The 21,427-nt window shown below is 73.0% G+C and carries 21 protein-coding genes; 14 read left to right on the forward strand and 7 right to left on the reverse strand.

From position 1 onward, the window contains the following. Positions 1–36: 36 nt before the first annotated feature. The 3 genes from AB0O15_RS19365 to AB0O15_RS19375 all read right to left on the reverse strand — a co-directional run bounded on the left by AB0O15_RS19365 (position 37) and on the right by AB0O15_RS19375 (position 4,275). Complete coding sequence (locus AB0O15_RS19365; protein WP_364320120.1) at positions 37–1,518, reverse strand: ATP-binding protein; 1,482 nt, start codon at positions 1,516–1,518, stop codon at positions 37–39. 376 nt (positions 1,519–1,894) lie between these two features. Beyond that, the gene (locus AB0O15_RS19370; RefSeq protein WP_364320122.1) at positions 1,895–3,595 is read right to left on the reverse strand and encodes a HAMP domain-containing sensor histidine kinase; all 1,701 of its coding nucleotides are present in this window, start codon (positions 3,593–3,595) and stop codon (positions 1,895–1,897) included. Then, positions 3,592–4,275, reverse strand: a complete 684-nt coding sequence (locus AB0O15_RS19375; protein ID WP_364320124.1) for a response regulator transcription factor — start codon at positions 4,273–4,275, stop codon at positions 3,592–3,594. The genes AB0O15_RS19370 and AB0O15_RS19375 overlap by 4 nt, the downstream gene beginning before the upstream one ends. Positions 4,276–4,354: 79 nt before the next feature. Here AB0O15_RS19375 and AB0O15_RS19380 point away from each other — a divergent pair, with 79 nt between their 5' ends. The 7 genes from AB0O15_RS19380 to AB0O15_RS19410 all read left to right on the forward strand — a co-directional run bounded on the left by AB0O15_RS19380 (position 4,355) and on the right by AB0O15_RS19410 (position 10,626). Continuing rightward, positions 4,355–5,485: an efflux RND transporter periplasmic adaptor subunit gene (locus AB0O15_RS19380; protein WP_364320126.1), complete on the forward strand. Its 1,131-nt coding sequence runs from the start codon at positions 4,355–4,357 to the stop codon at positions 5,483–5,485. Then, on the forward strand, positions 5,482–6,162 hold the full coding sequence (locus AB0O15_RS19385; protein WP_364320128.1) for an ABC transporter ATP-binding protein: 681 nt from the start codon (positions 5,482–5,484) through the stop codon (positions 6,160–6,162). The genes AB0O15_RS19380 and AB0O15_RS19385 overlap by 4 nt, the downstream gene beginning before the upstream one ends. Beyond that, entirely contained in the window at positions 6,159–7,358 is a 1,200-nt protein-coding gene (locus tag AB0O15_RS19390; RefSeq protein ID WP_364320130.1) for an ABC transporter permease, read from the forward strand. Before AB0O15_RS19385 ends, AB0O15_RS19390 begins: the two co-directional genes overlap by 4 nt. Before the next feature lie 27 nt (positions 7,359–7,385). Next, on the forward strand, positions 7,386–7,949 hold the full coding sequence (locus AB0O15_RS19395) for a hypothetical protein (RefSeq protein ID WP_364320132.1): 564 nt from the start codon (positions 7,386–7,388) through the stop codon (positions 7,947–7,949). Positions 7,950–7,985: 36 nt separating this feature from the next. After that, positions 7,986–8,264 carry a DUF6412 domain-containing protein gene (locus AB0O15_RS19400; protein WP_364320490.1) on the forward strand — a complete coding sequence of 93 codons (279 nt, stop codon included), beginning with the start codon at positions 7,986–7,988 and terminating at the stop codon, positions 8,262–8,264. Positions 8,265–8,352: 88 nt separating this feature from the next. Then, entirely contained in the window at positions 8,353–9,081 is a 729-nt protein-coding gene (gene yidC, locus AB0O15_RS19405) for a membrane protein insertase YidC (protein ID WP_364320134.1), read from the forward strand. 99 nt (positions 9,082–9,180) lie between these two features. Continuing rightward, a complete protein-coding gene (locus tag AB0O15_RS19410; RefSeq protein ID WP_364320136.1) occupies positions 9,181–10,626 on the forward strand; it encodes an alpha/beta fold hydrolase in 1,446 nt (481 codons plus the stop codon). Here the strand turns inward: AB0O15_RS19410 and AB0O15_RS19415 are convergent. Both AB0O15_RS19415 and AB0O15_RS19420 read right to left on the reverse strand, forming a co-directional pair. Then, the gene (locus tag AB0O15_RS19415; RefSeq protein ID WP_364320138.1) at positions 10,601–11,278 is read right to left on the reverse strand and encodes a response regulator transcription factor; all 678 of its coding nucleotides are present in this window, start codon (positions 11,276–11,278) and stop codon (positions 10,601–10,603) included. The two genes, AB0O15_RS19410 and AB0O15_RS19415, sit on opposite strands and share 26 nt — an antisense overlap. Further along, positions 11,275–12,321: a histidine kinase gene (locus AB0O15_RS19420; RefSeq protein WP_364320140.1), complete on the reverse strand. Its 1,047-nt coding sequence runs from the start codon at positions 12,319–12,321 to the stop codon at positions 11,275–11,277. Before AB0O15_RS19420 ends, AB0O15_RS19415 begins: the two co-directional genes overlap by 4 nt. Positions 12,322–12,340: 19 nt before the next feature. On the opposite strand from AB0O15_RS19420, the gene AB0O15_RS19425 reads away from it, so the two are divergent. The 6 genes from AB0O15_RS19425 to AB0O15_RS19450 all read left to right on the forward strand — a co-directional run bounded on the left by AB0O15_RS19425 (position 12,341) and on the right by AB0O15_RS19450 (position 19,693). After that, entirely contained in the window at positions 12,341–13,099 is a 759-nt protein-coding gene (locus AB0O15_RS19425; RefSeq protein WP_364320142.1) for an aldo/keto reductase, read from the forward strand. Between the two features lie 514 nt (positions 13,100–13,613). Then, positions 13,614–14,051 (forward strand): cupin domain-containing protein, encoded by a 438-nt coding sequence (locus AB0O15_RS19430; RefSeq protein ID WP_364320144.1) that lies wholly within the window; start codon positions 13,614–13,616, stop codon positions 14,049–14,051. A 5-nt stretch (positions 14,052–14,056) separates the two neighbouring features. Then, positions 14,057–14,824, forward strand: a complete 768-nt coding sequence (locus AB0O15_RS19435; protein WP_364320146.1) for a methyltransferase domain-containing protein — start codon at positions 14,057–14,059, stop codon at positions 14,822–14,824. A 15-nt stretch (positions 14,825–14,839) separates the two neighbouring features. Continuing rightward, the gene (locus AB0O15_RS19440; RefSeq protein WP_364320148.1) at positions 14,840–16,072 is read left to right on the forward strand and encodes a hypothetical protein; all 1,233 of its coding nucleotides are present in this window, start codon (positions 14,840–14,842) and stop codon (positions 16,070–16,072) included. An 85-nt stretch (positions 16,073–16,157) separates the two neighbouring features. After that, positions 16,158–16,778, forward strand: a complete 621-nt coding sequence (locus AB0O15_RS19445; RefSeq protein ID WP_364320150.1) for a VC0807 family protein — start codon at positions 16,158–16,160, stop codon at positions 16,776–16,778. 56 nt (positions 16,779–16,834) lie between these two features. After that, positions 16,835–19,693 carry a glycoside hydrolase family 2 TIM barrel-domain containing protein gene (locus AB0O15_RS19450; protein ID WP_364320152.1) on the forward strand — a complete coding sequence of 953 codons (2,859 nt, stop codon included), beginning with the start codon at positions 16,835–16,837 and terminating at the stop codon, positions 19,691–19,693. On the opposite strand, the gene AB0O15_RS19455 is transcribed toward AB0O15_RS19450, so the two are convergent. Next, positions 19,674–20,507 (reverse strand): helix-turn-helix domain-containing protein, encoded by an 834-nt coding sequence (locus AB0O15_RS19455; RefSeq protein ID WP_364320154.1) that lies wholly within the window; start codon positions 20,505–20,507, stop codon positions 19,674–19,676. The two genes, AB0O15_RS19450 and AB0O15_RS19455, sit on opposite strands and share 20 nt — an antisense overlap. Positions 20,508–20,608: 101 nt before the next feature. Here AB0O15_RS19455 and AB0O15_RS19460 point away from each other — a divergent pair, with 101 nt between their 5' ends. Continuing rightward, positions 20,609–20,812, forward strand: a complete 204-nt coding sequence (locus tag AB0O15_RS19460; RefSeq protein WP_364320155.1) for a 4-oxalocrotonate tautomerase family protein — start codon at positions 20,609–20,611, stop codon at positions 20,810–20,812. A 10-nt stretch (positions 20,813–20,822) separates the two neighbouring features. Here AB0O15_RS19460 and AB0O15_RS19465 read toward each other — a convergent pair whose 3' ends face one another. Continuing rightward, positions 20,823–21,401 carry a DUF6518 family protein gene (locus AB0O15_RS19465; protein WP_364320157.1) on the reverse strand — a complete coding sequence of 193 codons (579 nt, stop codon included), beginning with the start codon at positions 21,399–21,401 and terminating at the stop codon, positions 20,823–20,825. Between the last annotated feature and the right edge of the window lie 26 nt (positions 21,402–21,427).

Here is a 21,427-nt window from a genome sequence, read left to right on the forward strand (position 1 = left end):
GGCCGAACCCTTCCTTGTGTGGTGATGGTGCGCTGGTCAGCCGTGGTGATCGGGGCGTGGCTGGTCGGCCTCGCCCATCGAGACGCCGTTCATGAACGACCCCATCAGGCCGGTGTCGTGCTCACCCACCGGGTCCTGCGGCGGTTTGGGCGGGCCGAGCTGGAGTTGCGGGGCCATGTGGGTCTGGCCGCGGCGCCGGGGCAGGGGCGGGCGCCCGTCGGTGGCCGCCGGCGGCGGGGGGACCGGCTGGCTGTGGCTGTGGCCGTTCCCGTTGCCGTTCGCGCTTCCGTTCGCGCTCCCGTTGATCACCCGCGGCCGGTTCGTCGGGGTGCTGGCCTGGAACGCCGGCCAGCTCCCGTGCTGGGCGAACTCGATGGTGTGCTGGGCCAGGCTGTCCGGCCGGACGCGGCGCTCGGGGCGCTCCGTGCGCTCGGGCTCGGCGGCCGAGGCGATCAGCACCTGGGGCAGGATGACGACGGCCTGCGTACCGCCGTAGATGTTGTTCTGGAGGCGCACCAGGATGCCGTGCTGCCGGGCGATCATGGAGACCACGAAGAGCCCGATCCGGCCGTCGCGCAGCAGGTCGTCGAGGTTGATGTCCTCCGGGTTGGCCAGCAGCTGGTTGAGCCGGTCCTGGTCGGTGCGCTGGATGCCGAGGCCGCGGTCCTCGACCTCGATGGCCACGCCGGCCGCCACCAGCTCGACCCGGATCACCACGTTGGTCTGCGGCGGCGCGAACATGGTCGCGTTCTCGATCAGCTCGGCGACCAGGTGGATCACGCTGGCCACGGCGTGGCCGGGCACCGTGCCCTCGATCGGCGGCACCAGCTTGACCCGGGAGTAGTGCTCCACCTCGGCGATCGCCGAGCGCAGCACCTCGGTCAGGGCGACCGGGCGGCTCCACTGCCGCCGGGAGACCGACCCGCCGAGGACGGCCAGGTTCTCGGCGTGCCGGCGGATGCGGGTCGCCAGGTGGTCGACCTGGAACAGGCCCTTGAGCAGGTCGGGGTCCTCGACCTCGTTCTCCAGCGCGTCGAGCAGCTTGATCTCGCGGTGCACCAGCGACTGGAGCCGCCGGGACAGGTTGACGAAGACCTCGACCTGGCGACCGGCCGCCTGCGACTCGGACTTCGCGGCCAGCACCGGGCGGACCTCGGCCTCGTGCAGCGACTTCTCCAGCCGGTCCAGTTCGGACCGGGCCTCGCTCAGCTCGGCGTGCGCGCCGGCCAGCGCCGAGTTCGTCTCGACGGCGGTCGCCCGCAGCTCGGCCGATCGCTGGCCGGCCTTGCGGGTCAGCCGGACCGCGACCGCCGCCGCGATCACGATGGCGGCGATCGCCACCAGGTAGGGCACGACGAAGGTGGGCTGGAGCCCGTTCCGCCCGCGCAGGTAGCCGATCGTCACGGCGAAGAGGGTGACCGTGGCGATCGACGGCAGCGTGATCAGCCAGATCAGCTGGCCGGGAAGGGCGTCGTGTTCCGAGGCCGGAGCCATCGGCGGATGTGGTTTGTCGGGCATGGCCGTCCTCGGTCGCGGTGACAAATTGTCCGGTGTGGAGGCACGCTCACTTTAGTGAATGACCATGGAATGTCCAGCGTGACCATCTTCCCGGACATCTTCCGGCTGGTTTGCCGGGCAACGCAGTGAGCGGGCGGTCACTCCGCGATCAGGCCGCAGCCGACGCGCCGCTCTCCCTCCGGATCGCCGGAAACGCTTGTTGAGCAGCGAATCCGGCGCTGGTACGCGGGCGCGCCGGTGGATGGCCCCCGGTGCCGGGCGGGCGATCAAGGGGGGCCGGCGATAAACCGGATTAGGGGCTTAGGGGATTGCCGGCGCGAGCTGCTAGGGGACCCCGGAAAACGTTATTCCCAGATGGAGAGACAATGGCGGCGAGCTATCGGACCGGCACGTCGATGGTGAACGTGCTGCCCCGGCCGAGGCGGCTGGTGGCCGTGATGTCGCCGCCGTGGGCCCGGGCCAGCCGGCGGGCGATCGACAGGCCCAGGCCGCTGCCGCCGGTGGCGCGGCTGCGGGAGCCGTCCGCGCGCCAGAAGCGGTCGAACACCTTCGGCAGGTCCCCGGGCGCGATCCCCGGCCCGGTGTCGGTCACCGCGATGGTCAGGCGGTCGCCGGTGACCTCGGCGTGGATGGTCACCCGGCCGTCCGGCGGGGTGTGGCGCAGGGCGTTGGAGACCAGGTTGCCGACCATCTGGCGCATGCGGACCGGGTCGACGTACGCCATCAGGTCGGGGTCGGCGATCACCTCGGCCTCGGGCCGCCCCAGCAGCAGTTCGCGGATATAGCTGTGCTCACGGTGGATGCGCAAACTGCCCGCGTCGGCGGCGGCGATGTCGCGCAGGTCGTCGACCACGTGGTGCAGCTGGATCGCCTCCTCGACGAGCAGGCCGACCGCCTCGGCGTCCAGCTCGACCGCGCCGTCCCGGGCGGTCTCCAGCCAGGTGCGGATGTTGGTCAGCGGGGTACGCAGCTCGTGCGCGATGTCGTTGACCATGGCCGTGCGCTGCTCCTCCAGGGCCTCCCGCCGGGCCGACAGGTCGTTCAGCGCCGTCGCCAGGTGGCCGATCTCGTCGCGGGTGGTCACCGACACCCGGCCCTGCCGGTCGGTGGGCTGCCGGGCCGCCTCGGTCAGCAGCCGCAGCGGGCGGACCAGGCGCCGGCCGACCAGCACGGTCGCGATCACCGCCAGCACGAGCACGATGCCGGTGGTGCCGGCGATCCGCAGCTGGTTGACCGGGGACAGGTCGACCGAGGGGGCGGGCGCGGCCCGGCCGGTGACGAAGAGCAGCGCCGGCGGGGCGACGTACGGCCGCAACTGCTCGCGGCGGCTGTCACCGACGCAGCGGTCGAGCTCCTGCTGGGAATCGGGGTTCGGGGCGCGCGCGTACCGCACGCCGAACAGCGGGGTGAGCGTCAGGTCCTCGCCGGTGCACCGCTGGACCAGACGGGTCAGGTCGGCCAGCGGCTTGCGCTCCGAGCCGGTCGGCGTCGCGCTCTCGTCCGCACAGCCGGTCCCGGTCGCCGGGTCGGCGCTGATCCGGCGGACCACCGGCCGGCCGCTCGGGGTGTCGACGACCTCGGCCGCCACCCGGTCCGAACGCAGGCAGTCCACATAGCTCACCGCGGCCTTCTGCAGGGTCCGGCGCTCGTCCTCGGTCAGCCGGTACGGCCCGACCGCCCGCGCGTCGATCCGGCCGCCGGTGTTGCGGGCGATCCCCGGGTCGAGGAACAGCGGGTCGACGGTCGCGGTGGGCACGTCGGAGACCACCGCGGCGTCCAGCGCGTCGACCGGCGAACCGGCGATCCGGCGCCGGTCGGGGGTGGTCAGCGCGATCCGGGCGCCGGTCAGGTCGGCCAGCCGCTCGACCTTGGCCTGGGCGCCGTCCCAGCTGTCGTGGGTGGCGGCGTACTCGATCAGCGCGTCGTAGATGTCGGTGTCGGCGGAGAGCGTGCGGCTCTGCTCCTGGGTGACCGCCTGCTTGGTGAGCTGCATGGTCAGCCAGGCGGTGGCGGCGATCGCGCAGACGGCGATCAGCAGCGAGGTGGCCAGCAGCCGGGCGATCAGGCTGTGTCTCATCCGGCCGCCAGTTTGTAGCCGACGCCGTACACGGTGAGCAGGTGCACCGGGCGGCGCGGGTTCGGCTCGATCTTGCGGCGCAGGTTGGACACGTGGGTGTCGATGGCGCGCTCGGCCGACTCCTTGTCGTAGCCGCTGGTCGCCTGGAGCAGGGCGGCCCGGCTGAACACCCGCTCGGGCCGGCGCATCATCGTGGTCAGGATCGCGAACTCGTCCGGCGTGCAGTCGATCGGCCGGTCGTCCACGGTCACCTCGCGACGGGGCCGGTCGACCGCGATCGGGCCGAGCCGCAGCACGTCGTGCTCCTGGCCGTCGCGCTGATGCCGGCGCAGCAGCGCCTGGATCCGGGCGAGCAGCTCCCGCGGCCGGTACGGCTTGGTCAGGTAGTCGTCGGCGCCGCGGCCCAGGCCGGCCAGCAGGTCGTCCTCGCCGGCCCGGGCGGTCAGCATCAGCACCGGCACGGCCGACTCCCGCCGCAGCACCTCGCACAGGTCGAGCCCGTTCATCCCCGGCATCATCACGTCGAGCAGCAGCAGGTCCGGTGCCAGGCGCCGGGTGCGGTCGAGCGCGGTCGGGCCGTCATGGGTGATCGTCGTGCGGTAACCGGCCGACTCCAGATAGCGACGGAGGATCTCGGCGTGCGTGCGGTCGTCCTCGGCGACCAGTACGTGAGCTGCCACGGCGCCGACTATAGGACCGCCGCGGAGGAATCCGGCCGTCCCGACAAGTTCCTGTAGATCGTCCGCCACGATCGTCGCCATGCCAGCCAAGCCCCGTCTCGTCGCCGTCACGCTCACCGGATTCGTGGTGCTCGCGGCGGCCGGCGTGGTGGTCTGGGCGCGCGGCACGGAGGGCCCTCCCGTACCGCGCGCCGCCACCATCGCCGTGCAGACCGTCGAGGTCGCCCGCACGAACCTGTCGACCAGCCGCACCCTGCACGGATCGCTGGGCTACGGCACGCCGCGGGTGGTCAAGGGCGGGCGCGCCGGCGTGGTCACCTCGCTGCCGCGCGCCGGTCAGGTGGTCAAGCGCGGCGCGACGATGTTCCAGGTGAACGACGACCCGGTGCCGCTGTTCTACGGCAGCCCGCCGCTGTACCGGACCCTGTCGGCGGGCGTCGTCGGTCGTGACGTCGCGATGGTGCGCAAGAACCTCAGAGCCCTCGGGTACGCCACGGGCCTCCAGCCGCGCCCCGGATCCGTGGTGACCCTGCCCGCCGAGCCGCCGCCGGCCGGTGAACCCGCCCCGCCACCCCGGCGGGTGACCGTCCGGGCGGGCGAGGCCGTTCTCACCGCAACCCTGATCAAGGCGATCAAGCGGTGGCAGAGCGACATCGGGCTGCCGGTCGACGGGGTGCTGGAGGTCGGCGATCTGGTGGTGATGCCGGAATCCGTACGCGTCGAATCGGTCTCCGCCGTCGTGGGTGACAACGCCGACGGGCCCCTGCTGGCCGTGACCCGCACCTCGAAGGTGGTGTCGTCCCAGGTCGACGCCCCGGAAGCGGCCTCGCTGAAGACCGGCGCCAAGGTCACCCTGCGGATGCCGGACGGCGCTTCGGCCCCGGGCACGATCGGCGCGGTGGCGTCCGTCGCGGCCACCCCGGACGGCCAGCAGCCGGGCGCCCCGCAGCAGGTCGCGGTGACGATCCAGCCCGGGAAGGCGGTCACCCTCGACGGCGGCGACGTCGAGATCACCGTCACCGGCGAGACCCGGTCGGACGTGCTGGCCGTGCCGGTCACCGCCCTGCTCGCCCTGCGCGAGGGCGGCTACGCCGTCCAGCGGCCGGACAACACGCTGCTGCCGGTGGAGACCGGACTGTTCGCGATGGGCCTGGTCGAGGTCACCGGCGACGGGCTGACCGAGGGCCTCGCGGTGGTGACCACCTCATGAGCCGGGTGGTCTCGCTGCGGGACGCCGGGAAGGTCTATCCCGGCGGTGTGGTCGCGCTCGACCGGGTCAGCCTGGACATCGAGCGCGGCGAGCTGACCGCGATCGTCGGGCCGTCCGGCTCCGGCAAGTCGACGCTGCTGAGCATCATGGGCACCCTCGACCGGCCCAGCCACGGGTCGGTCGAGGTGGCCGGCCACGACGTGGCGACGCTGGGCGACCGCCGGCTGTCCGCGCTGCGCGGGCGCTGGCTGGGCTTCGTGTTCCAGCAGTTCCACCTGACCGACGGGCTGACCGCGGCCGAGAACGTCGCCACCGGCCTGCTCTACGCCGGGGTGCCACGCCGGCGCCGCCGCGCCCTGGCCGAGGCCGCGCTCGACCGGGTCGGCCTCGCGCACCGCATCACCCACCGCCCGCACGAGCTCTCCGGCGGCGAGCGGCAGCGGGTGGCCATCGCCCGCGCGATCGTCAACGAGCCCGCGCTGCTGCTGGCCGACGAGCCGACCGGCGCCCTGGACACCGCCAACGGCCAGGCCGTGCTCGAGCTGTTCCACCGGCTGCACGCCGAGGGGGCGACGATCGCGGTCATCACCCACGACCGGGAGATCGCCGCCCGCCTGCCGCGCCGCGTCGAGATGCGCGACGGCCGCATCGTGGAGACGGCCGGTGATCGGCGATGACCGACATCCGCCCGGTCCGGCTGGCGCCGCTCGACCTGCTGTCGCTGGGCACCATCGGGCTGCGGATCCGGCGGATGCGGGCGGTGCTGTCCGCCCTCGGGATCGCCGTCGGCATCGCCACCATGGTCGCGGTCACCAGCATCCCGGCGTCCAGCGAGCGGGCGCTGATGGACGAGCTGGCCGCGCTCGGCCCCAACCTGCTCCAGGTGATGCCGGCGCCGGACCGGGAGGTCGACCGGGCCGCCCTGCCCGCCGCCTCGGTCGCCATGGTGTCCCGGATCGGGCCGGTGACCAGCGTCTCGGCGGTGGCCAACCTGAACACCGTGGCCCGCCGTTCGAACCTGACCGACCCCCGGGACGGCTCCGGGCTGACCGTGCTGGCCGGCCGCCCCGACCTGCTCGACGCGCTCGAAGGACACCTGCTGTCCGGGCGCTTCCTGGACGGCGGGAAGTTCCCGACGGTGGTGCTCGGCTCGGTGGCGGCGGCGCGGCTGGGCATTCCCGCCGTACCCGTCAACGGTCCTCCCCGCCAGATCGCCGTGGCCGACTCGTGGTTCAGCGTGGTCGGGGTCCTCGCGCCCACGCCGCTGTCGCCCGAGATCGACCGCTCGGTGCTGGTGAGCTGGGAGGCGGCCCGCGGCGTGCTGGGCTTCGACGGCCGGCCGACCGTGCTCTACCTGCGGGCGCGCGAGTCGGCCATCGAATCGGTACGCGCCGTGCTGCCGGCCACGGTCAACCCCGAGGAGCCGAGCAAGGTGCTGGTCACGCTGCCGTCCGACGCGCTCGCGGCCAAGCGCGCGACCGAACGCTCGTTCTCCCTGCTGTTCGTCGGCCTGGCCCTGGTCGCGCTGCTGGTCGGCGGCATCGGGGTGGCCAACACGATGGTCATCTCGGTGCTCGAACGGCGCTCCGAGATCGGGCTGCGCCGGGCGCTGGGCGCGAGCCGCGGCCAGATCCGCGTGCAGTTCCTGACCGAGTCGGTGGTGCTCTCGGCCCTGGGCGGCGTCACCGGCGCCCTGCTCGGGGTGGCCGGCACCGCGGTCTACGCCACCCGTCAGCACTGGCCGGTCGTGATCCCGGCCGGCGCCCTGGCCGCCGCCCTCGGCGGCGCCGTCCTGGTCGGCGTCATCGCCGGCGTCTACCCGTCGATCCGCGCGGCCCGGCTGACCCCGACCGCCGCGCTTGCCTCGGCCTGATCAACTGTCCCTGGGAAGGAACCCACGATGAAGGTACGCATCACCGGCGCCGTTCTGGCCGTCGCTCTCCTGCTCACCGGCTGCTCCGGTGGCGCCGACGACTCGTCCTCGGACGACGTCGCGTCGGTGGTGAGCATCAAGCCGCCGCAGCCCTCGTCGTCGTCCGCGCCCTCGTCGTCGTCCGAGCGCCCGCTGATCCGCACCGACACGTCGGACGACGAGAAGGATCGCCTCATGCAGCTGTGGCTGAGCTGCCTGGACAAGAACGGCGCCGGCACCGCCGAGAAGCGGAAGCTGGCCGCCGACTCGACCGGCGGGGCAGCGAAGGCGAACGTCGACCCCGCCTTCGAGGCCAGGTACAAGCAGGCCGAGAAGCTGTGCGCGAACAAGGAGCCCGAGCAGGTCTGGGAGCGGGCCAAGCGCCTCGACCCGGCGTACGCCGACAAGCTCCGCGACTGGGTCACCTGCACCCGGTCGCAGGGCATCGACGCCTGGGAGAGCGACGGCTACCTGACCTTCGAGAGCCTGCCGCCGGAGAACCAGATGAAGAAGGTCGACGCCTGCCAGGACAAGGCGTTCGGGCGGGGCTGACCATCCTTGCGGCCGGGGGATAGCGTGGTCGGCGTGATGGCACAGGCGCTCTGGCTGCTGCTGGGCCCGGTGCTGCCCGGAACCTCCGACTCGGCCGCCCAGTTCGTGCTGAGCCTGGCCGTCGTCGCCGCCGCGCTGCTGGTGGTGGTCGCGGCCGCCGGGGTCAGCCTGCCGAGTTCCCGTACGGTCGGCGTCGCCTCCTGCCTGCGCACCCGCGCCGTCGCCCGCCCGCCGCGTCTGAGCGACCCCGACGCGGCCGGTCGTCCGCGCCCCCGAGCCCCGACCGAGTACCCGGCGGCCGCCCGTTGCCGATAGGTGCGCAGAGCAGCTCTGCGCACCTATCGGCAACACGCCGGCCGCCTCCGCGTCCATCTCGCCTTTTGTGGAACGCAGGGGTACTCCCATGTCCTTTTTCACGCACTTTGCCCACTCGATCATCGACCTGCTGGCCGCCTTCTCCACACCCGCGCTGGCCATCGTCCTGTTCACCGTCGCCGTCCGGCTGCTGATCAGCCCGCTCACCTACTGGCAGGTCCGCGGCGAGCGCCGCCGGGCCACGCTCGCCCCGCAACTGGCCGCGCTGCGGGACAAGCACAAGAACGACCCGATGGGGCTGGCCACCGCCCAGCTCGAACTGCAGCGAGCACACGGGATCAGCCCGCTCGGCCCGCTGCTCCCGGCGATCGCGCAGGCGCCGTTCTTCATGCTGATGTACCGGGTCAGCAGCGACGGGCTGATCGCCGGGTCGCTGTTCGGCCACCCGCTGACCGCGCACGTCACCGCGGCCGTGCCGGTGTTCGCCGTGCTGATCGCCCTGTCGGCGGCCCTGGCCTGGTGGTCGTCGCGGCGGATGCGCCGGCTCAACCCGGAGACGCCGGCCTGGATGACCTGGCTGCCCTACCTGAGCGTCCCGGCCCTCCTGATCATGCCGCTGGCCGCCGGCCTCTACCTGGTGACGTCGGCGGCGTGGACGGCCCTGGAACACGCCGTCCTCCGCCGCCCGCGACCGGCACCCACCGGCGCCGACCCCCAGCCGCTCCCGGTCACGGCCGAGGCCCGGCGGAACGTCACGGCCGGGGCCCGGCGGAAGGTCGGCGCCGGCCGCCGGACGTCAAGATCACGCCGCCGGTGATCCAGCCCGGGTCGGGTCGATCGATCCCCCAGCTGGGGGAGGGCGGGCAGGCGCACGAGGGTGACGATCGCACGGCCGCCGATCCCTAGCGTCGACGGCATGAAGAAACTAGCCGCGGTCCTGGCGATCGCGCTCTCCCTGACCGGGGGAGCGGCGGCCTACGCATCCACGAGTCCGGCGCCGGAACCCTGCTCAGACCTGCCCGGCGCGCGATGCGGCAGCGTCACCGTCCCGCTCGACCGGGCGAACCCCAGGGCCGGGACCACGACCGTGGCGTACGTGCTGGTGCCCCGCCGCGAGCAGGACAAGCCGTCGCTCGGCACGATCGTGCCCAACCCCGGCGGCCCGGGTACGTCGACGATCGACCTGACCGGCAAGGATTTCGCGGCGGCCCTCGACCCGATCCTCGACCGGCGTGACCTGCTGCTGATCGACCCGCGCGGGGTCGGCCGCTCGGATCCGCTGAGCTGCCCGGCGCTGGCCGGACCGGACCCGGTGTTCCAGGGGCTGGAGGCGCAGCGGCGGGCCATCGGCGACTGCGGGCGGCAGCTGGGCGCCAAGGCCCGCTACTACGGGACCGCCGCGGTGGCGGATGACGTCGACGACGTACGCGAGTCGCTCGGTCTTGATCGTCTCGATCTGCTCGGGGTGTCCTACGGGACCTATCTGATGCCGGTGTACGCGCAGCGGCATCCGCGGCACGTGCGGTCGATCACGCTGGCCGGCGCGTACGCGGTCAACGGCGAGACCAGCGAGGCGGTGGCCGCGACGGCGCTGCGGCGGGCGATCACGCTGGTCTGCGCCCGTACCGGAGCCTGCGAAGGAAAGACCGTCCTGCGTGACCTCGGCGAGCTCGCCACGCGGCTGCGCAAGGATCCCACCACGGTCGACGTCGAGTACGGGACCAAGACGCATCGGGTCGTGCTCGACGAGTGGGCGCTCGCGGGGGCGGTCGGGAAGATGTACTCGGTGAAGCCCAACGAGACGGCGCAGCTGGGACTCGCGCGGGCCGTGGCCGAGGCCCGGCGCGGGAACCTCGAACCGATCCGGGACGTGGTCCGGGCCCACCTCGTCACCGAGGCGGAAACGGTGGAGATCGGCCCGCAAGGGGTGTCGATCCCGCTGAGCTGGGCCACCAGCTGCCACGACTACCCACGCGTATTCGACTACGGCGACCGCCCGGCCGAGCGGCGGCGCGACTACGAGCGGCACGTGGCGCGGCTCGACCCTCGGGACTTCGCGCCATTCTCGCCGCGGGCCTGGGTCACCCGCACCGCCTTCGACACCGGCGCCTGCCTGCGCTGGCCGGACGACCCGACCGCGAAGCCGCCGTTCGCCCCCGGCGCCCGCCTGCCCGACGTGCCGGTGCTGGTGCTCAGCGGTGACCTGGACGCGAACACCCCGACCGCGTCCGGGCGCGCGGCGGCCGCCCAGTTCCGGCACGCGCGGGTGGTCGAGGTGACCGGCGCCGGGCACACGCCGGTGCAGATGCCCGAGGGCCTGCGGCTCGCGCTGGAGTTCATCGTGGATCCGGGCCGGCGGTGAGCCCGACCCGGTGAGCCAGCACGACGGCGTGCACCCGGTCGCGCAGGTTCAGCTTGGTGAGGATGCGTGACACGTGGGACTTGACCGTCTCCCGGCCGATGAACAGCGCCGCCGCGATCTCCGGATTGGAAAGACCGGCGGCGACCAGCCGGAGCACGTCGGCCTCGCGCTCGGTCAGCGCCGCCAGGACGTCCGCCGTCGCGCGGTCGTCCTGGCGGAGGCGAGCGCCGAAGTGACCGATCAGGTTCCGGGTGACCTCGGGCGCCAGCAGGGCGTGGCCGGCCGCGACCGTGCGTACCCCCTCGATCATGGTCTCGGCCGGGGTGTCCTTGAGCAGGAAGCCGCTGGCGCCGGCCCGGATCGCCTCGAACACGTACTCGTCGAGGTTGAACGTGGTCACCACCAGCACCCGCGGGCCGTCCGGGGGCGCGTCCGGTCCGGCCAGCCGCCGGGTGGCCTCGATGCCGTCCAGCAGCGGCATCCGGATGTCCATGATCACCACGTCCGGGCGGAGCCGGCGGGCCCGCTCGACCGCTTCGGCGCCGTCGGCGGCCGTACCGACCACCTCGAAGTCGGGCTGCGAGGACAGGATCGTCACGTAGCCCGCCCGCACCAGATCCTGATCGTCGGCGACCAGCAGCCTAATCGTCACAGCGTCGCCCGCACCACGAAGGCGCCGCCGGCGTCCCGGTGAACGTCGAGGTCACCGCCGACGAGGCGCACCCGCCGCCGGAGCCCGTCCAGGCCGCGGCCCGGAGCCCAGCCCGGCGCGGACGGCCCCGCGGTGCTCACCTCGACCGACGAGGGCGTGGCCCGCACCACGGTCGCCCGGCCCGGCGCGTGCTTCAGCGCGTTGGTCAGAGCCTCCTGCACCACCCGGTAGGCGACCGCCGAGTCGATCTCACCCTCGGTCACCAGCTCGATCGGCTGCCCGGCCAGCCGGGTCTGCTCGACCAGCTCCACGATCCGGCCGGTCGACGGGGTCCGCGGCGCCTCGCCGGTCGGGCTCAGCACGTTCAGCAACTGCCGCAGGTCGGTCAGCGCGCGGCGGCCGGTGTCACCGATCGCCCGCAGGCCGGACCGGTCGCCGGCGGGCACGAACCGCGCCGCGTCGGCCTGCATGATCATCGCCGTGACGTGATGGGTCACCACGTCGTGCAGCTCGCGGGCCAGATGCTCGCGCTCGTCCCGCAACCGCGACTCCATCTCGTGCCGCTGCTGCTCCTCGCGCCGCAGCACCTCGCCCCGGGCCCAGCTCCCACCCAGCCAGCAGGCCGCCGGGATGGCGAAGTAGTAGACGTACTCGATCACCGGGGGCGCCCCCAGCAGCACGAACGCGGCGCACAGCCCGGCGTACCCGACAACCCACGCACCAACCGTGACCCACCGATGCCGTCGCTGCCGCGCACCCGCCGTGAACAGCGTGAGGTAGAGCGCGACGCTGGCGAAGGTGGGTCGAAAACCCATCAGCTGGTACGCCGAGAAAGCCGCCGACACGAGCGTCAGGCCGAGCACCGGGTAGCGCGTCCGGACGGCGAGCGGGAGCCCCTGCGCGACGACGAGCGCCGCCGCGAGCAGGTCGAACGGCCGCTGGGGCGTGTCCCAGCCCAGGATGGTGCCCTTGTCGCGCACCCACGGGGTGAAGGAGAGCCCGACCACCACCGCGGCGATCAAGGAGTCGCGCGACCACCGCACGGGGGAACCATACTTGGTCATGACCAACGTTCCTACCGTTGCCGTCGCCGACGGCGTGCAGATGCCGATGATCGGGCTCGGAACCTACGGGCTGCGGGGCGAGAAGGGGTATGCGGCCCTGCGCAGCGCGATCGACCTCGGATACCGCCACTTCGACACCGCGACCAGCTACGGCAACGAGGCCGAGGTCGGCCGCGCGGTCCGCGACTCGGGCGCCGAGGTCTTCATCACCACCAAACTGCCGCCCGAGCGGGCCCACGAGCCGTCCGTGGTGCTCGACGAGAGCCTCCGCGCGCTGGGCGTCGACCACATCGATCTCTGGCTGATCCACTGGCCGCCGAACCGGACCGCCTCCCCGCCGACCTGGCGGGCGCTGGTCGACGCGGTCGCATCGGGCCGGGTGCGCGCGGCCGGCGTGAGCAACTACAGCGTCGCCCAGCTGGACGAACTCGTCGAGGCCACCGGCGTCACCCCCGCGGTCAACCAGGTGCCCTGGTCGCCGTCCCAGCACGACCCGGCCTACCTGGCCGCCCAGCAGGAGCGCGGCGTGACCGTGGAGGGCTACAGCCCGATCAAGCGCAGCAACCTCCGCGACAAGACGCTGCGCGGGATCGCCGAGGCGCGTGGCGTCACCCCGGCCGAGGTGGTCCTGGCCTGGCACCTGGCCCACGACATCGTGGTGATCCCGAAATCCGCCAACAACGACCGCCTGCGCACCAACCTGGCCGCCGCCGAGCTGACGCTGACCCCCGACGAGGTCGCCGCCATCGACCGCTGACCCCGTCCCCTCCCTGCCCACCGCTCGCCCCGGCCCTCACATCCCCGCCCGCCGGTACTTTGCTCTGCGCACATATACGTACCCCCCCGCCCCGCCTCAGGGACGTGGATCGCGTGTCGCCGTCTGCGGTCGCAAGCCGGCCGCCGGCCGTCCTTGCCCGGTGGAACCGGCGTTCGTCCGGTGTTCGCCCAGGTCAAGCCTGGGGTGCAGATAGGTGCGCAGAGCGGGAACGAGGCGGTGCCGTTCTGGCGGATCACCCGCAGTGACCAGGCCGGCGGGAAGGTTCGGCGGGCCGGGTGCGAAGTCGCAGGTGGGCGAGGGGGTGAGTATGAGTGCGCAGAGCAAACGGGGCGGGGGAGGACTGGCGGGTGGGTGTGGAGGTCACGGAGGGTGTGTTTGGAGGCCGCGGCGGCGCCGCTGCCGAGAGGAGGCGTTGCGCTGGCTCTGGTAGGCCTGGGGCTGAACCCGGGCAAAAGGTTCAGGGTGCGGTGAACTCCGGGGCGAATCAGCCGTTATGCACGTCGTGAAGAGAACAGCAATCGTCGCGGCCGCGGTCGTCGGCGCCACGGTCTTGATGGGTACGCCGGCCCAGGCCACCCCGCCCGGCCCGGGTGTCGTCGGCACGATCAAGTGGCAGACCACGATCGGGCCGACCGACTACATCCTGCGTGAGATCACCATTCCGGCGGGCCAGGCGACGGGCTGGCACTACCACGACGGCAGCCTCTACGGCCGGGTGAAGCAGGGCACGCTCAGCCACTTCGACGCGACCTGCGAGTCGGACGGCGTGTACCCGCGCGGCAGCCACATCCAGGAGCCGAGCGGCCCGGGCAACGTCCACATCGGTGTGAACAAGGGCCGGACCCCAGTGGTGCTGGAGGTCCTCTACGTGCTGCCGACCGGCTCGCCGTTCTCCGAGGACGCGCCGAACCCCGGCTGCGACTTCCAGTAGCGACCATGTCCGGCCTCGACCCCGCCGCCCAGTTCGACCAGCTGGGCGGCGTGTACGACATCTTCTCGACCTCGCCGTTCCGCCGGCAACTCGAGTTCCCGACCGTGTTCGCCACCCTCGGGGACGTGGCCGGCCTGGACGTGCTCGACCTCGGCTGCGGCAGTGGCAGCTACACGCGGATGCTCAAGCAGCGCGGCGCCGCGCGGGTGGTCGGTCTCGACGCCACCGAGGGCATGGTCGAGCACGCGCGGTCGGTCGAGGCGTCGTCCCCGCTCGGCGTCTCGTACGTGGCCGGCGCGTTGCCCGCCGACCTGGACGGCGCCTTCGACATCGTGCTGGCCGTGTACGTCCTGCCGTACGCGGAGGATCTGGACCGGCTCACCGACATCTGCCGGACGGCGGCGCGGGCGCTGCGTCCCGGCGGGCGGCTGGTGACTCTGCCGTCCAACCCGGCCCTGCGGCGCGAACCGGACTACTACGAGCGGTACGGGTTCCGGACGTACGGCGCCACCCGCGGCACCGAACCGGAGCCGGTCACGCTCGACCTGTGCTACGCCGGCCTGGACGAGACCGTGTCGGCCTGGGTCTGGTCGCGGGCGGCGATCGACGCGGCCCTGTCCGGGGCCGGGTTCGCCGACGTCATCTGGGCGGGCCCGGTGGTGACGGCGGCCGGGGTGCAGGAGGCGGGCGGAGCGTTCTGGCAGCCCTATCTGGACTGTCCGCACGCGTTGACCGTGAGTGCCCGGCTGTCCCTTGACCGCGGACGTCATTGAGCGGACCGTGGGAGGGTGCCTGGACGAGTGCGCCGCCCGGATCCCCTGTCCACACACGAGCCTGCCGAGGAGGCGGGGCGCCGGCCGGCCCCGTCCGGCGGGCTGGCGATGCTGCAGCAGACCGCGGGCAACCGGGCCGTCGCCGCGCTGGTCGCGCAGCGGGCGCCGGCCGCCGCGCAGGCGCCGGTTGCCGGCCCGCAGGCGCCCGCACCCTGGTGGCCGCAGGGGCCGACGGTCGCGCGTAAGCAGAATTCCACGCCGCTCGCCCAGTACGTGGCCTGGGTCAAGGAGGTCGAGGCCGCGTACCCGGGCAAGGCCGAGGTGATCCACCGGCTGCGGCGCCTCTACTACAGCAACTTCGTCGCCGGCGCCCCGGGCGGCGCCAAGGGCATGAACCCGTCGGGTACGGCGGGCCCGAAGTTCGACAAGGCGATCGACGGTGACGACGCCGTGGTTCCGATGACCAGCCCGCCGCTGAGTCAGGCCGCGCTCAACGGGCTGTTCGCGACCGACAACGTCGTGACCCCGGCCGGCGAGACCCTCGACCCGGCCCACTTCCTGCCCGCGCTCGACCTCGCGCTGCAGGGGGCGTCGACCCTCGGCGGCGGGCTCCAGGAGGTCAGCGGCGCGCCGCTCACCGGCATCTTCACCTGGACCGGCGACCTGGCCTCGTGGTTCGTCGACTGGTCGGACCACAAGAAGAAGAACCCGGCCGCGAACGACATCGCCCTGCTCAACGCCCGGATGAACAGCAAGGTCTCGATGGAGGACCTGCTGTCCGACATGGACGCCCAGATCATGGTCAAGTCCGAGGTCGCCGTCAACGACCACTGGCAGGACGGCGGATCGCCCGACTTCCCGGGCACGATGGTCCGCGACCGCTCGCTCAACCGGCCGCTGTCCGACATTCTGCAGAGCTTCTACGGTACGCCCGCGGGGCAGCCGGCCAGGCCGAACGTCCCGAACCGCTTCGCCCGTTTCGTCCAGGCGGCCGTGCCGGCGATCCCGTACCGGATCCCCGACCCGACGAAGCCGCACGAGGTCCGGCTGGCCGCCGACGCCCGCAAGGCGATCCACGCCGCGCTCTACGCCGCGGCCGAGGCCCTGTTCGAGGGCAGCAACATCGTCACCCGACCGGGCACCCCGGACGCGCTCGACGACTACCCGCACATCCTGACCGAGATCACCCGGCGGTTCCACGAGTACCTGGAGAAGGGCCTGGCCAACGGCAGCGCGCCCTGGCCGTAGGAGGGCCTGTCCATCGATCGGTGGACAGGGCGGCTCGGCGGGTCGGTCGTCCCGCGCGACCCCCTCGGGCGGCGAGCATCGAAGCATGACACACGGAATTCGCGACCTGATCCGTTCGCTCGCCTGGGACCTCGGCCTGCCGGTGGTCACCTACTACGCGCTGCACGCGCTCGGCGCCGGGGACACCACCGCGCTGCTGGCCGGGACGCTGGCCGCCGGGGCGCGGCTGGCCTGGGTCGCCGTGCGGGCCCGCGCGCTGAGCCCGTTCTCGGCTTTGATGGCCGCCGTGTTCGGCGTCGGGCTGCTGTTCACGTTCCTCACCGGCGACCCGCGCTGGATGCTGGTCAAGCACTCGGCGATGGCGGCGATCATCGGCCTGGTGTTCGTCGGCACGGCGCTGTGGGGCCGGCCGCTGACCCTGGCCGCGCAGCAGAGCATGCGGCCGGGGCAGGCGGCCGAGCTGACCGAGGCGTACGAGTCGAATCCGCGGGTCCGCCACGGCTACCGGGTCACCTCGCTGGTCTGGGGTGGCGGCCTGCTGGCCGAGGCCGTGGTCCGGGTGGCGCTGGTCTACACACTGCCGATCTCGGTCATGGTCGGGATCTCCACGCTGCTGACCGTGGTCACCTTCGGCGCCCTGTTCGCCTGGACCGCCCGTTACGTCGCCACCAGCCGGAAGAAGGCCGAGATGGCCCTCGCGGCCTGAGCTTTCCGGAGGCGGCAGGACTCGATCTTCGGCTCGGCGCGTGGGAGATTCGTAGGGTGGCGTACATCGCGGATCCTCGACCTCATCACGGCGCGCTGCCGGCCCGATCCTGGTTGCGCTCGGACGCCCCGGCCCTGTCGCTGAACGGGCCGTGGCGCTTCCGGCTGTCGCCGACGGCGACCGCGCCGGAGGATTTCGCGGCCGAGGCGTTCGACGACGCCGGCTGGGACGACCTGCCGGTTCCCGCGCACTGGGTGCTGCACGGCGACGGCGCGTACGGCCGGCCGATCTACACCAACGTCCAGTACCCGTTCCCGATCGACCCGCCGCACGTGCCGGACGAGAACCCCACCGGCGACTACCGCCGCCAGGTCGACGTGCCCGCCGACCTGGCCGGGTGCGAGCGGGTGGTGCTGCGGTTCGACGGTGTCGAGTCGATGTTCCGGGTGTGGGTGAACGGCGACGAGGTCGGGACCGCGAGTGGAAGCCGGCTCGCGCACGAGTTCGACGTGACTGGGTCGCTGCGCGCCGGGGCCAACGTCGTCGCGGTACGTGTGCACCAGTGGTCGGCCGGGAGCTACCTGGAGGACCAGGACCAGTGGTGGCTGCCGGGCATCTTCCGGGACGTCACGCTGATCGGGCGCCCGGCCGGGGGTATCGAGGATGTGTGGCTGCGCACCTCGTACACGGACGGGCGGGGTCTTGTTCTTCCCGAAGTCACCGCGGACGCTCCCGTCACCCTGCGCATCCCGGCGCTGAACATCGAGCAGGTCGTCGTCGCGGGCGAACCCGTCGACGTGGGTGAGGTCGCGCCGTGGTCGGCCGAGGAACCCATGCTCTACGACGCCACGGTGTCCACTGCGGCCGAGACCGTCACGCTGCGGCTCGGCTTCCGGACGGTCGAGATCCGCGGCGACCAGTTCCTGGTCAACGGCCGCCGGGTGGTCTTCCACGGCATGAACCGGCACGAGACCCACCCGGAGCGCGGCCGGGTGTTCGACGAGGAGCACGCCCGCGAGGACCTGGCCCGGATGAAGCGGTTCAACGTCAACGCGATCCGGACCAGCCACTACCCGCCGCACCCGCGCCTGCTCGACCTGGCCGACGAGCTCGGCTTCTGGGTGATCCTCGAGTGCGACCTCGAGACGCACGGCTTCGAGAAGCTCGGCTGGCACGGCAACCCGAGCGACGACCCGGCCTGGCGTGAGGCCTACCTCGACCGCGTCGAGCGCACGGTGGAACGGGACAAGAACCACCCCAGCATCGTGATCTGGTCGCTCGGCAACGAGTCCGGCACCGGCGCCAACCTGGCCGCCATGTCGGCCTGGGTGCATGCCCGCGACGCCGGCCGGCCGGTGCACTACGAGGGCGACTACACCGGCGACTACACCGACCTCTACTCGCGGATGTACCCGCCGGTGACCGAGACCGAGCAGATCGGGACCGACGGGTCGCGTACGCCGCTGCTCGGCTGCACCCCGGCGCAGGGCGCCCGGCAGCGCACCAAGCCGTTCCTGCTCTGCGAGTACGCGCACGCCATGGGCAACGGGCCGGGCGCGCTCGACCAGTACGAGGACCTGGTGCACCGGCATCCGCGGCTGCACGGCGGGTTCGTGTGGGAGTGGCGTGACCACGGCATCCGCACGTCGACGCCGGACGGCCGGCCGTTCTACGGGTACGGCGGGGACTTCGGCGAGGTCGTCCACGACGGCAACTTCGTGATGGACGGGATGGTGCTCAGCGACGACGTCCCGACGCCCGGCCTGCACGAGTTCAAGGCCGTGGTGCAGCCGCTCCGCCTCACCTTCGACGGCGCCGACGTGGTGATCGACAACCTGCGGCACTCGGCCGACACGTCCGACCTGCGCTTCGTCCGGCGGGACTCGTCCGCCCTGGCGGTGCCACCGATCCCGCCGGGCGGCAGCGTGCGGGTGGCCGTCGACGCTGATCCCGCCGCGTGGCTGACCATCGACGCCGTCCTCGCCGCCGCGACGGCCTGGGCGCCCGAGGGCCACGTCGTCGCCACCGCGCAGCGCCCCGCTTCCGAAGCTCCGGTCGCGCCCGCCCGCGTCTCCTCCGGGTGGCGTCCGTTCGAGTTCGAGAACGGTTCGCTGGTACGCCTGGCCGGCCGCCCCGCCACCGGGCCGCGGCTGGAGCTGTTCCGCGCGCCGACCGACAACGACGAGGGCCTGTCCGACCGGATCGAGGACAGCGACGAGAGCCGTCCCGACGTGTCCAGCGCCGACGTGTGGCGGCGTGCCGGGCTCGACCGGCTGACCACCCGGCGGGTCTCGGTCGAGCGTTCCGGCGACGCGCTGCGCACGGTCGACCGGGTCGCCGCGGCCGATTCCGCGCTGTCGGTGCTGATGGAGACGATCTGGTCGGCCGACGGCTCCGTGCGGGTCGAGATCCTCCCGTCGAGCGGCTGGCCCACGGTGTGGCCCCGGATCGGCGTCCGCTTCGACCTGCCCGGCGACGTGGACGGCGCCTCGTGGTTCGGGCTCGGCCCGCACGAGTCGTATCCGGACAGCATGCGCGCCGCCCAGGTGGGCCACTACCGCGCCACGATCGACGAGCTCTCGGTCGCCTACGCCCGCCCGCAGGAGACCGGCCACCGCTCGCAGGTCCGAAGTCTGACCCTGACCAGCGGCGATGACCCCTGGCTGACCCTCACCACGATCCCGGACACGCGCGGGCGGCGGCCCGGCTTCACGCTGAGCCGGCACACCCCCCAGCAGATCGCGCGAGCCGCGCACCCCCACGAGCTGCCGCCCTCGACGACCAGCTACCTGTTCATCGACGCGGCCCAGCACGGCCTCGGCTCGCGCGCCTGCGGCCCGGACGTGTGGCCCGGCTTCGCCCTGCGCCCCGAGGCCCGCACGATCCGCCTGCGGTTCAGCCCAGGGGCGGCGTGAGCTGCCGGCCGCCGATCACGGCCAGCAGCCGGAGCTGCTCCACGGCCTCGCTGCCGGGTGGCGCGGTGAAGAACTGCAGGCGTTGCCGGCCGTCCTCGCTGAACAGGTTCTGACAGTGGATGTCGACCACACCCAGCTCGGGGTGGGTGATCCGCTTGCGTTCGCCCCGGCGTACGGCGACGTCGCCGCTGTCCCACAGGGCGGCGAACTCTCGACTGACCCGGCGCAGCCGGGCCACCATCTCGGTGGACCGGGCGTCGTGATCGCGGTGGGCCACCGCCGCCCGCAGGTCGGCGGCCAGCACCCGGGAGTGGTGCGGGTGGTCCTCGGCCGGATAGATCGCCCGGCGGCCCGGCTCGGTGAACCACCGCTCGACGAAGCTCGCCGCGTCGGGCGGGCCGAGCAGGGCGGTCGCGAGGGGGTTCTGCACGAGCGTCTCGTGCAGGTCGGTGATGATCCGGGCCGGCGTGGTGCCGAGCCGGTCGAGCAGCGCGAGCATGGCCGGCGCCACGTGGGCGGCCGTCCCGTGGCCGGCCGGCGCGCTCCGGCCGGCCAGGCGGAAGAGGTGGTCCCGCTCGTCGGCGTCCAGCCGCAGCGCCCGGGCCAGCGCGGCCAGCATCTGCGCCGACGGCTGGGCGCCGCGGCCACGCTCCAGCTCGATGTAGTAGTCGACCGACGCCCCGGCCAGCTGGGCCACCTCGTCCCGGCGCAGGCCCGGCACACGCCGCCGTGGTCCGGCCGGCAGACCCACCTCGGCCGGGCTGATCCGGGCCCGCCGCGAGCGGAGGAAGCCGCCGAGTTCGTCGAGGTTCACCAGCTCAGTGTGCCGCCCGCGGGCCCGGCCACCCAGGGGTTGCCGACCCCCGGGTAACCGGCCACTGGTCGGGCCCGGCCGCCGTGGGCAGGCTCGTACCCATGCCATTCGCGAATTTGAAGGTTCCCGCCGGCCTGCTCGACGCCGCGCAGAAGGAACAGCTCATCACCAGGGTCACCGATCTCTACGCCGAGACCTTCGGGGACGCCGTCCGGGCCAACACCATGGTGCTGGTCGACGAGGTCGCCGACGGCGGCTGGGGCATCCGGGGCGAGGTCCTCACCCTCGCCAAGCTCCGGGCCTGATCGGCCGCCCTCACCGGCTGAAGGCGGTGCCGATCATCAGCAGGTAGCCGACCGCGCTGAGCGGCACCGCCCAGGCCAGGGCCAGGGCCCGGTCCCGCCAGGCCGGGGCGACCAGCACGGTGACGCCGAGGGCCAGCAGGACCAGCACCACGACGTAGGCGAGGTCGCCGGGCCGCAGGATCGCCTCGGCCACCAGCACGGCGGCGGGCAGGCCGAGGGCCGGGAGCCGCAGCCGTCCGGGTGAGCGGGCCAGCACGCCGCCCGCGCCGAAGACGACCCCGGCGACCACCCCGAGCCCCATCCACAGGAAGGAGGTGACCGCCCAGATGTTCGACCAGTCGTCCCCCTGGATCAGCGCCGCCGCGACGTAGTAGGCGGGCACGGCCACGACCAGCATGACCACCGCGCCGGCGATCGACGGGCCCATCGGCCGGCGTCGCGACCAGGTCAGCAGGAACGCCGCCACCGCCCACACCGCGATCGAGTTGCCGAGCCCGCCGAACGGGAACGGCACGAACTTGATCCAGACGAAGTCGAGGAACCCGAGCAGCAGCCCCGCGACCGGCGCGACAATCACCATGGAGATCATCTTGCGGCCCGCGCGCAAGCCGCCTC

The sequence above is a fragment of the Actinoplanes sp. NPDC089786 genome (assembly GCF_040684855.1).
GTDB lineage: Bacteria > Actinomycetota > Actinomycetes > Mycobacteriales > Micromonosporaceae > Actinoplanes.

What these genes read in the sequence shown, in the direction of transcription:
- AB0O15_RS19365 (WP_364320120.1), bottom strand. Translation starts at nt 1,518, where the DNA reads ATGCCCGACAAACCACATCCGCCGATGGCTCCGGCCTCGGAACACGAC.
- AB0O15_RS19370 (WP_364320122.1), bottom strand. Translation starts at nt 3,595, where the DNA reads ATGAGACACAGCCTGATCGCCCGGCTGCTGGCCACCTCGCTGCTGATC.
- AB0O15_RS19380 (WP_364320126.1), top strand. Translation starts at nt 4,355, where the DNA reads ATGCCAGCCAAGCCCCGTCTCGTCGCCGTCACGCTCACCGGATTCGTG.
- AB0O15_RS19385 (WP_364320128.1), top strand. Translation starts at nt 5,482, where the DNA reads ATGAGCCGGGTGGTCTCGCTGCGGGACGCCGGGAAGGTCTATCCCGGC.
- AB0O15_RS19390 (WP_364320130.1), top strand. Translation starts at nt 6,159, where the DNA reads ATGACCGACATCCGCCCGGTCCGGCTGGCGCCGCTCGACCTGCTGTCG.
- AB0O15_RS19395 (WP_364320132.1), top strand. Translation starts at nt 7,386, where the DNA reads ATGAAGGTACGCATCACCGGCGCCGTTCTGGCCGTCGCTCTCCTGCTC.
- AB0O15_RS19400 (WP_364320490.1), top strand. Translation starts at nt 7,986, where the DNA reads ATGGCACAGGCGCTCTGGCTGCTGCTGGGCCCGGTGCTGCCCGGAACC.
- yidC (WP_364320134.1), top strand. Translation starts at nt 8,353, where the DNA reads ATGTCCTTTTTCACGCACTTTGCCCACTCGATCATCGACCTGCTGGCC.
- AB0O15_RS19410 (WP_364320136.1), top strand. Translation starts at nt 9,181, where the DNA reads ATGAAGAAACTAGCCGCGGTCCTGGCGATCGCGCTCTCCCTGACCGGG.
- AB0O15_RS19425 (WP_364320142.1), top strand. Translation starts at nt 12,341, where the DNA reads ATGACCAACGTTCCTACCGTTGCCGTCGCCGACGGCGTGCAGATGCCG.
- AB0O15_RS19430 (WP_364320144.1), top strand. Translation starts at nt 13,614, where the DNA reads ATGCACGTCGTGAAGAGAACAGCAATCGTCGCGGCCGCGGTCGTCGGC.
- AB0O15_RS19435 (WP_364320146.1), top strand. Translation starts at nt 14,057, where the DNA reads ATGTCCGGCCTCGACCCCGCCGCCCAGTTCGACCAGCTGGGCGGCGTG.
- AB0O15_RS19445 (WP_364320150.1), top strand. Translation starts at nt 16,158, where the DNA reads ATGACACACGGAATTCGCGACCTGATCCGTTCGCTCGCCTGGGACCTC.
- AB0O15_RS19460 (WP_364320155.1), top strand. Translation starts at nt 20,609, where the DNA reads ATGCCATTCGCGAATTTGAAGGTTCCCGCCGGCCTGCTCGACGCCGCG.
- AB0O15_RS19465 (WP_364320157.1), bottom strand. Translation starts at nt 21,401, where the DNA reads ATGATCTCCATGGTGATTGTCGCGCCGGTCGCGGGGCTGCTGCTCGGG.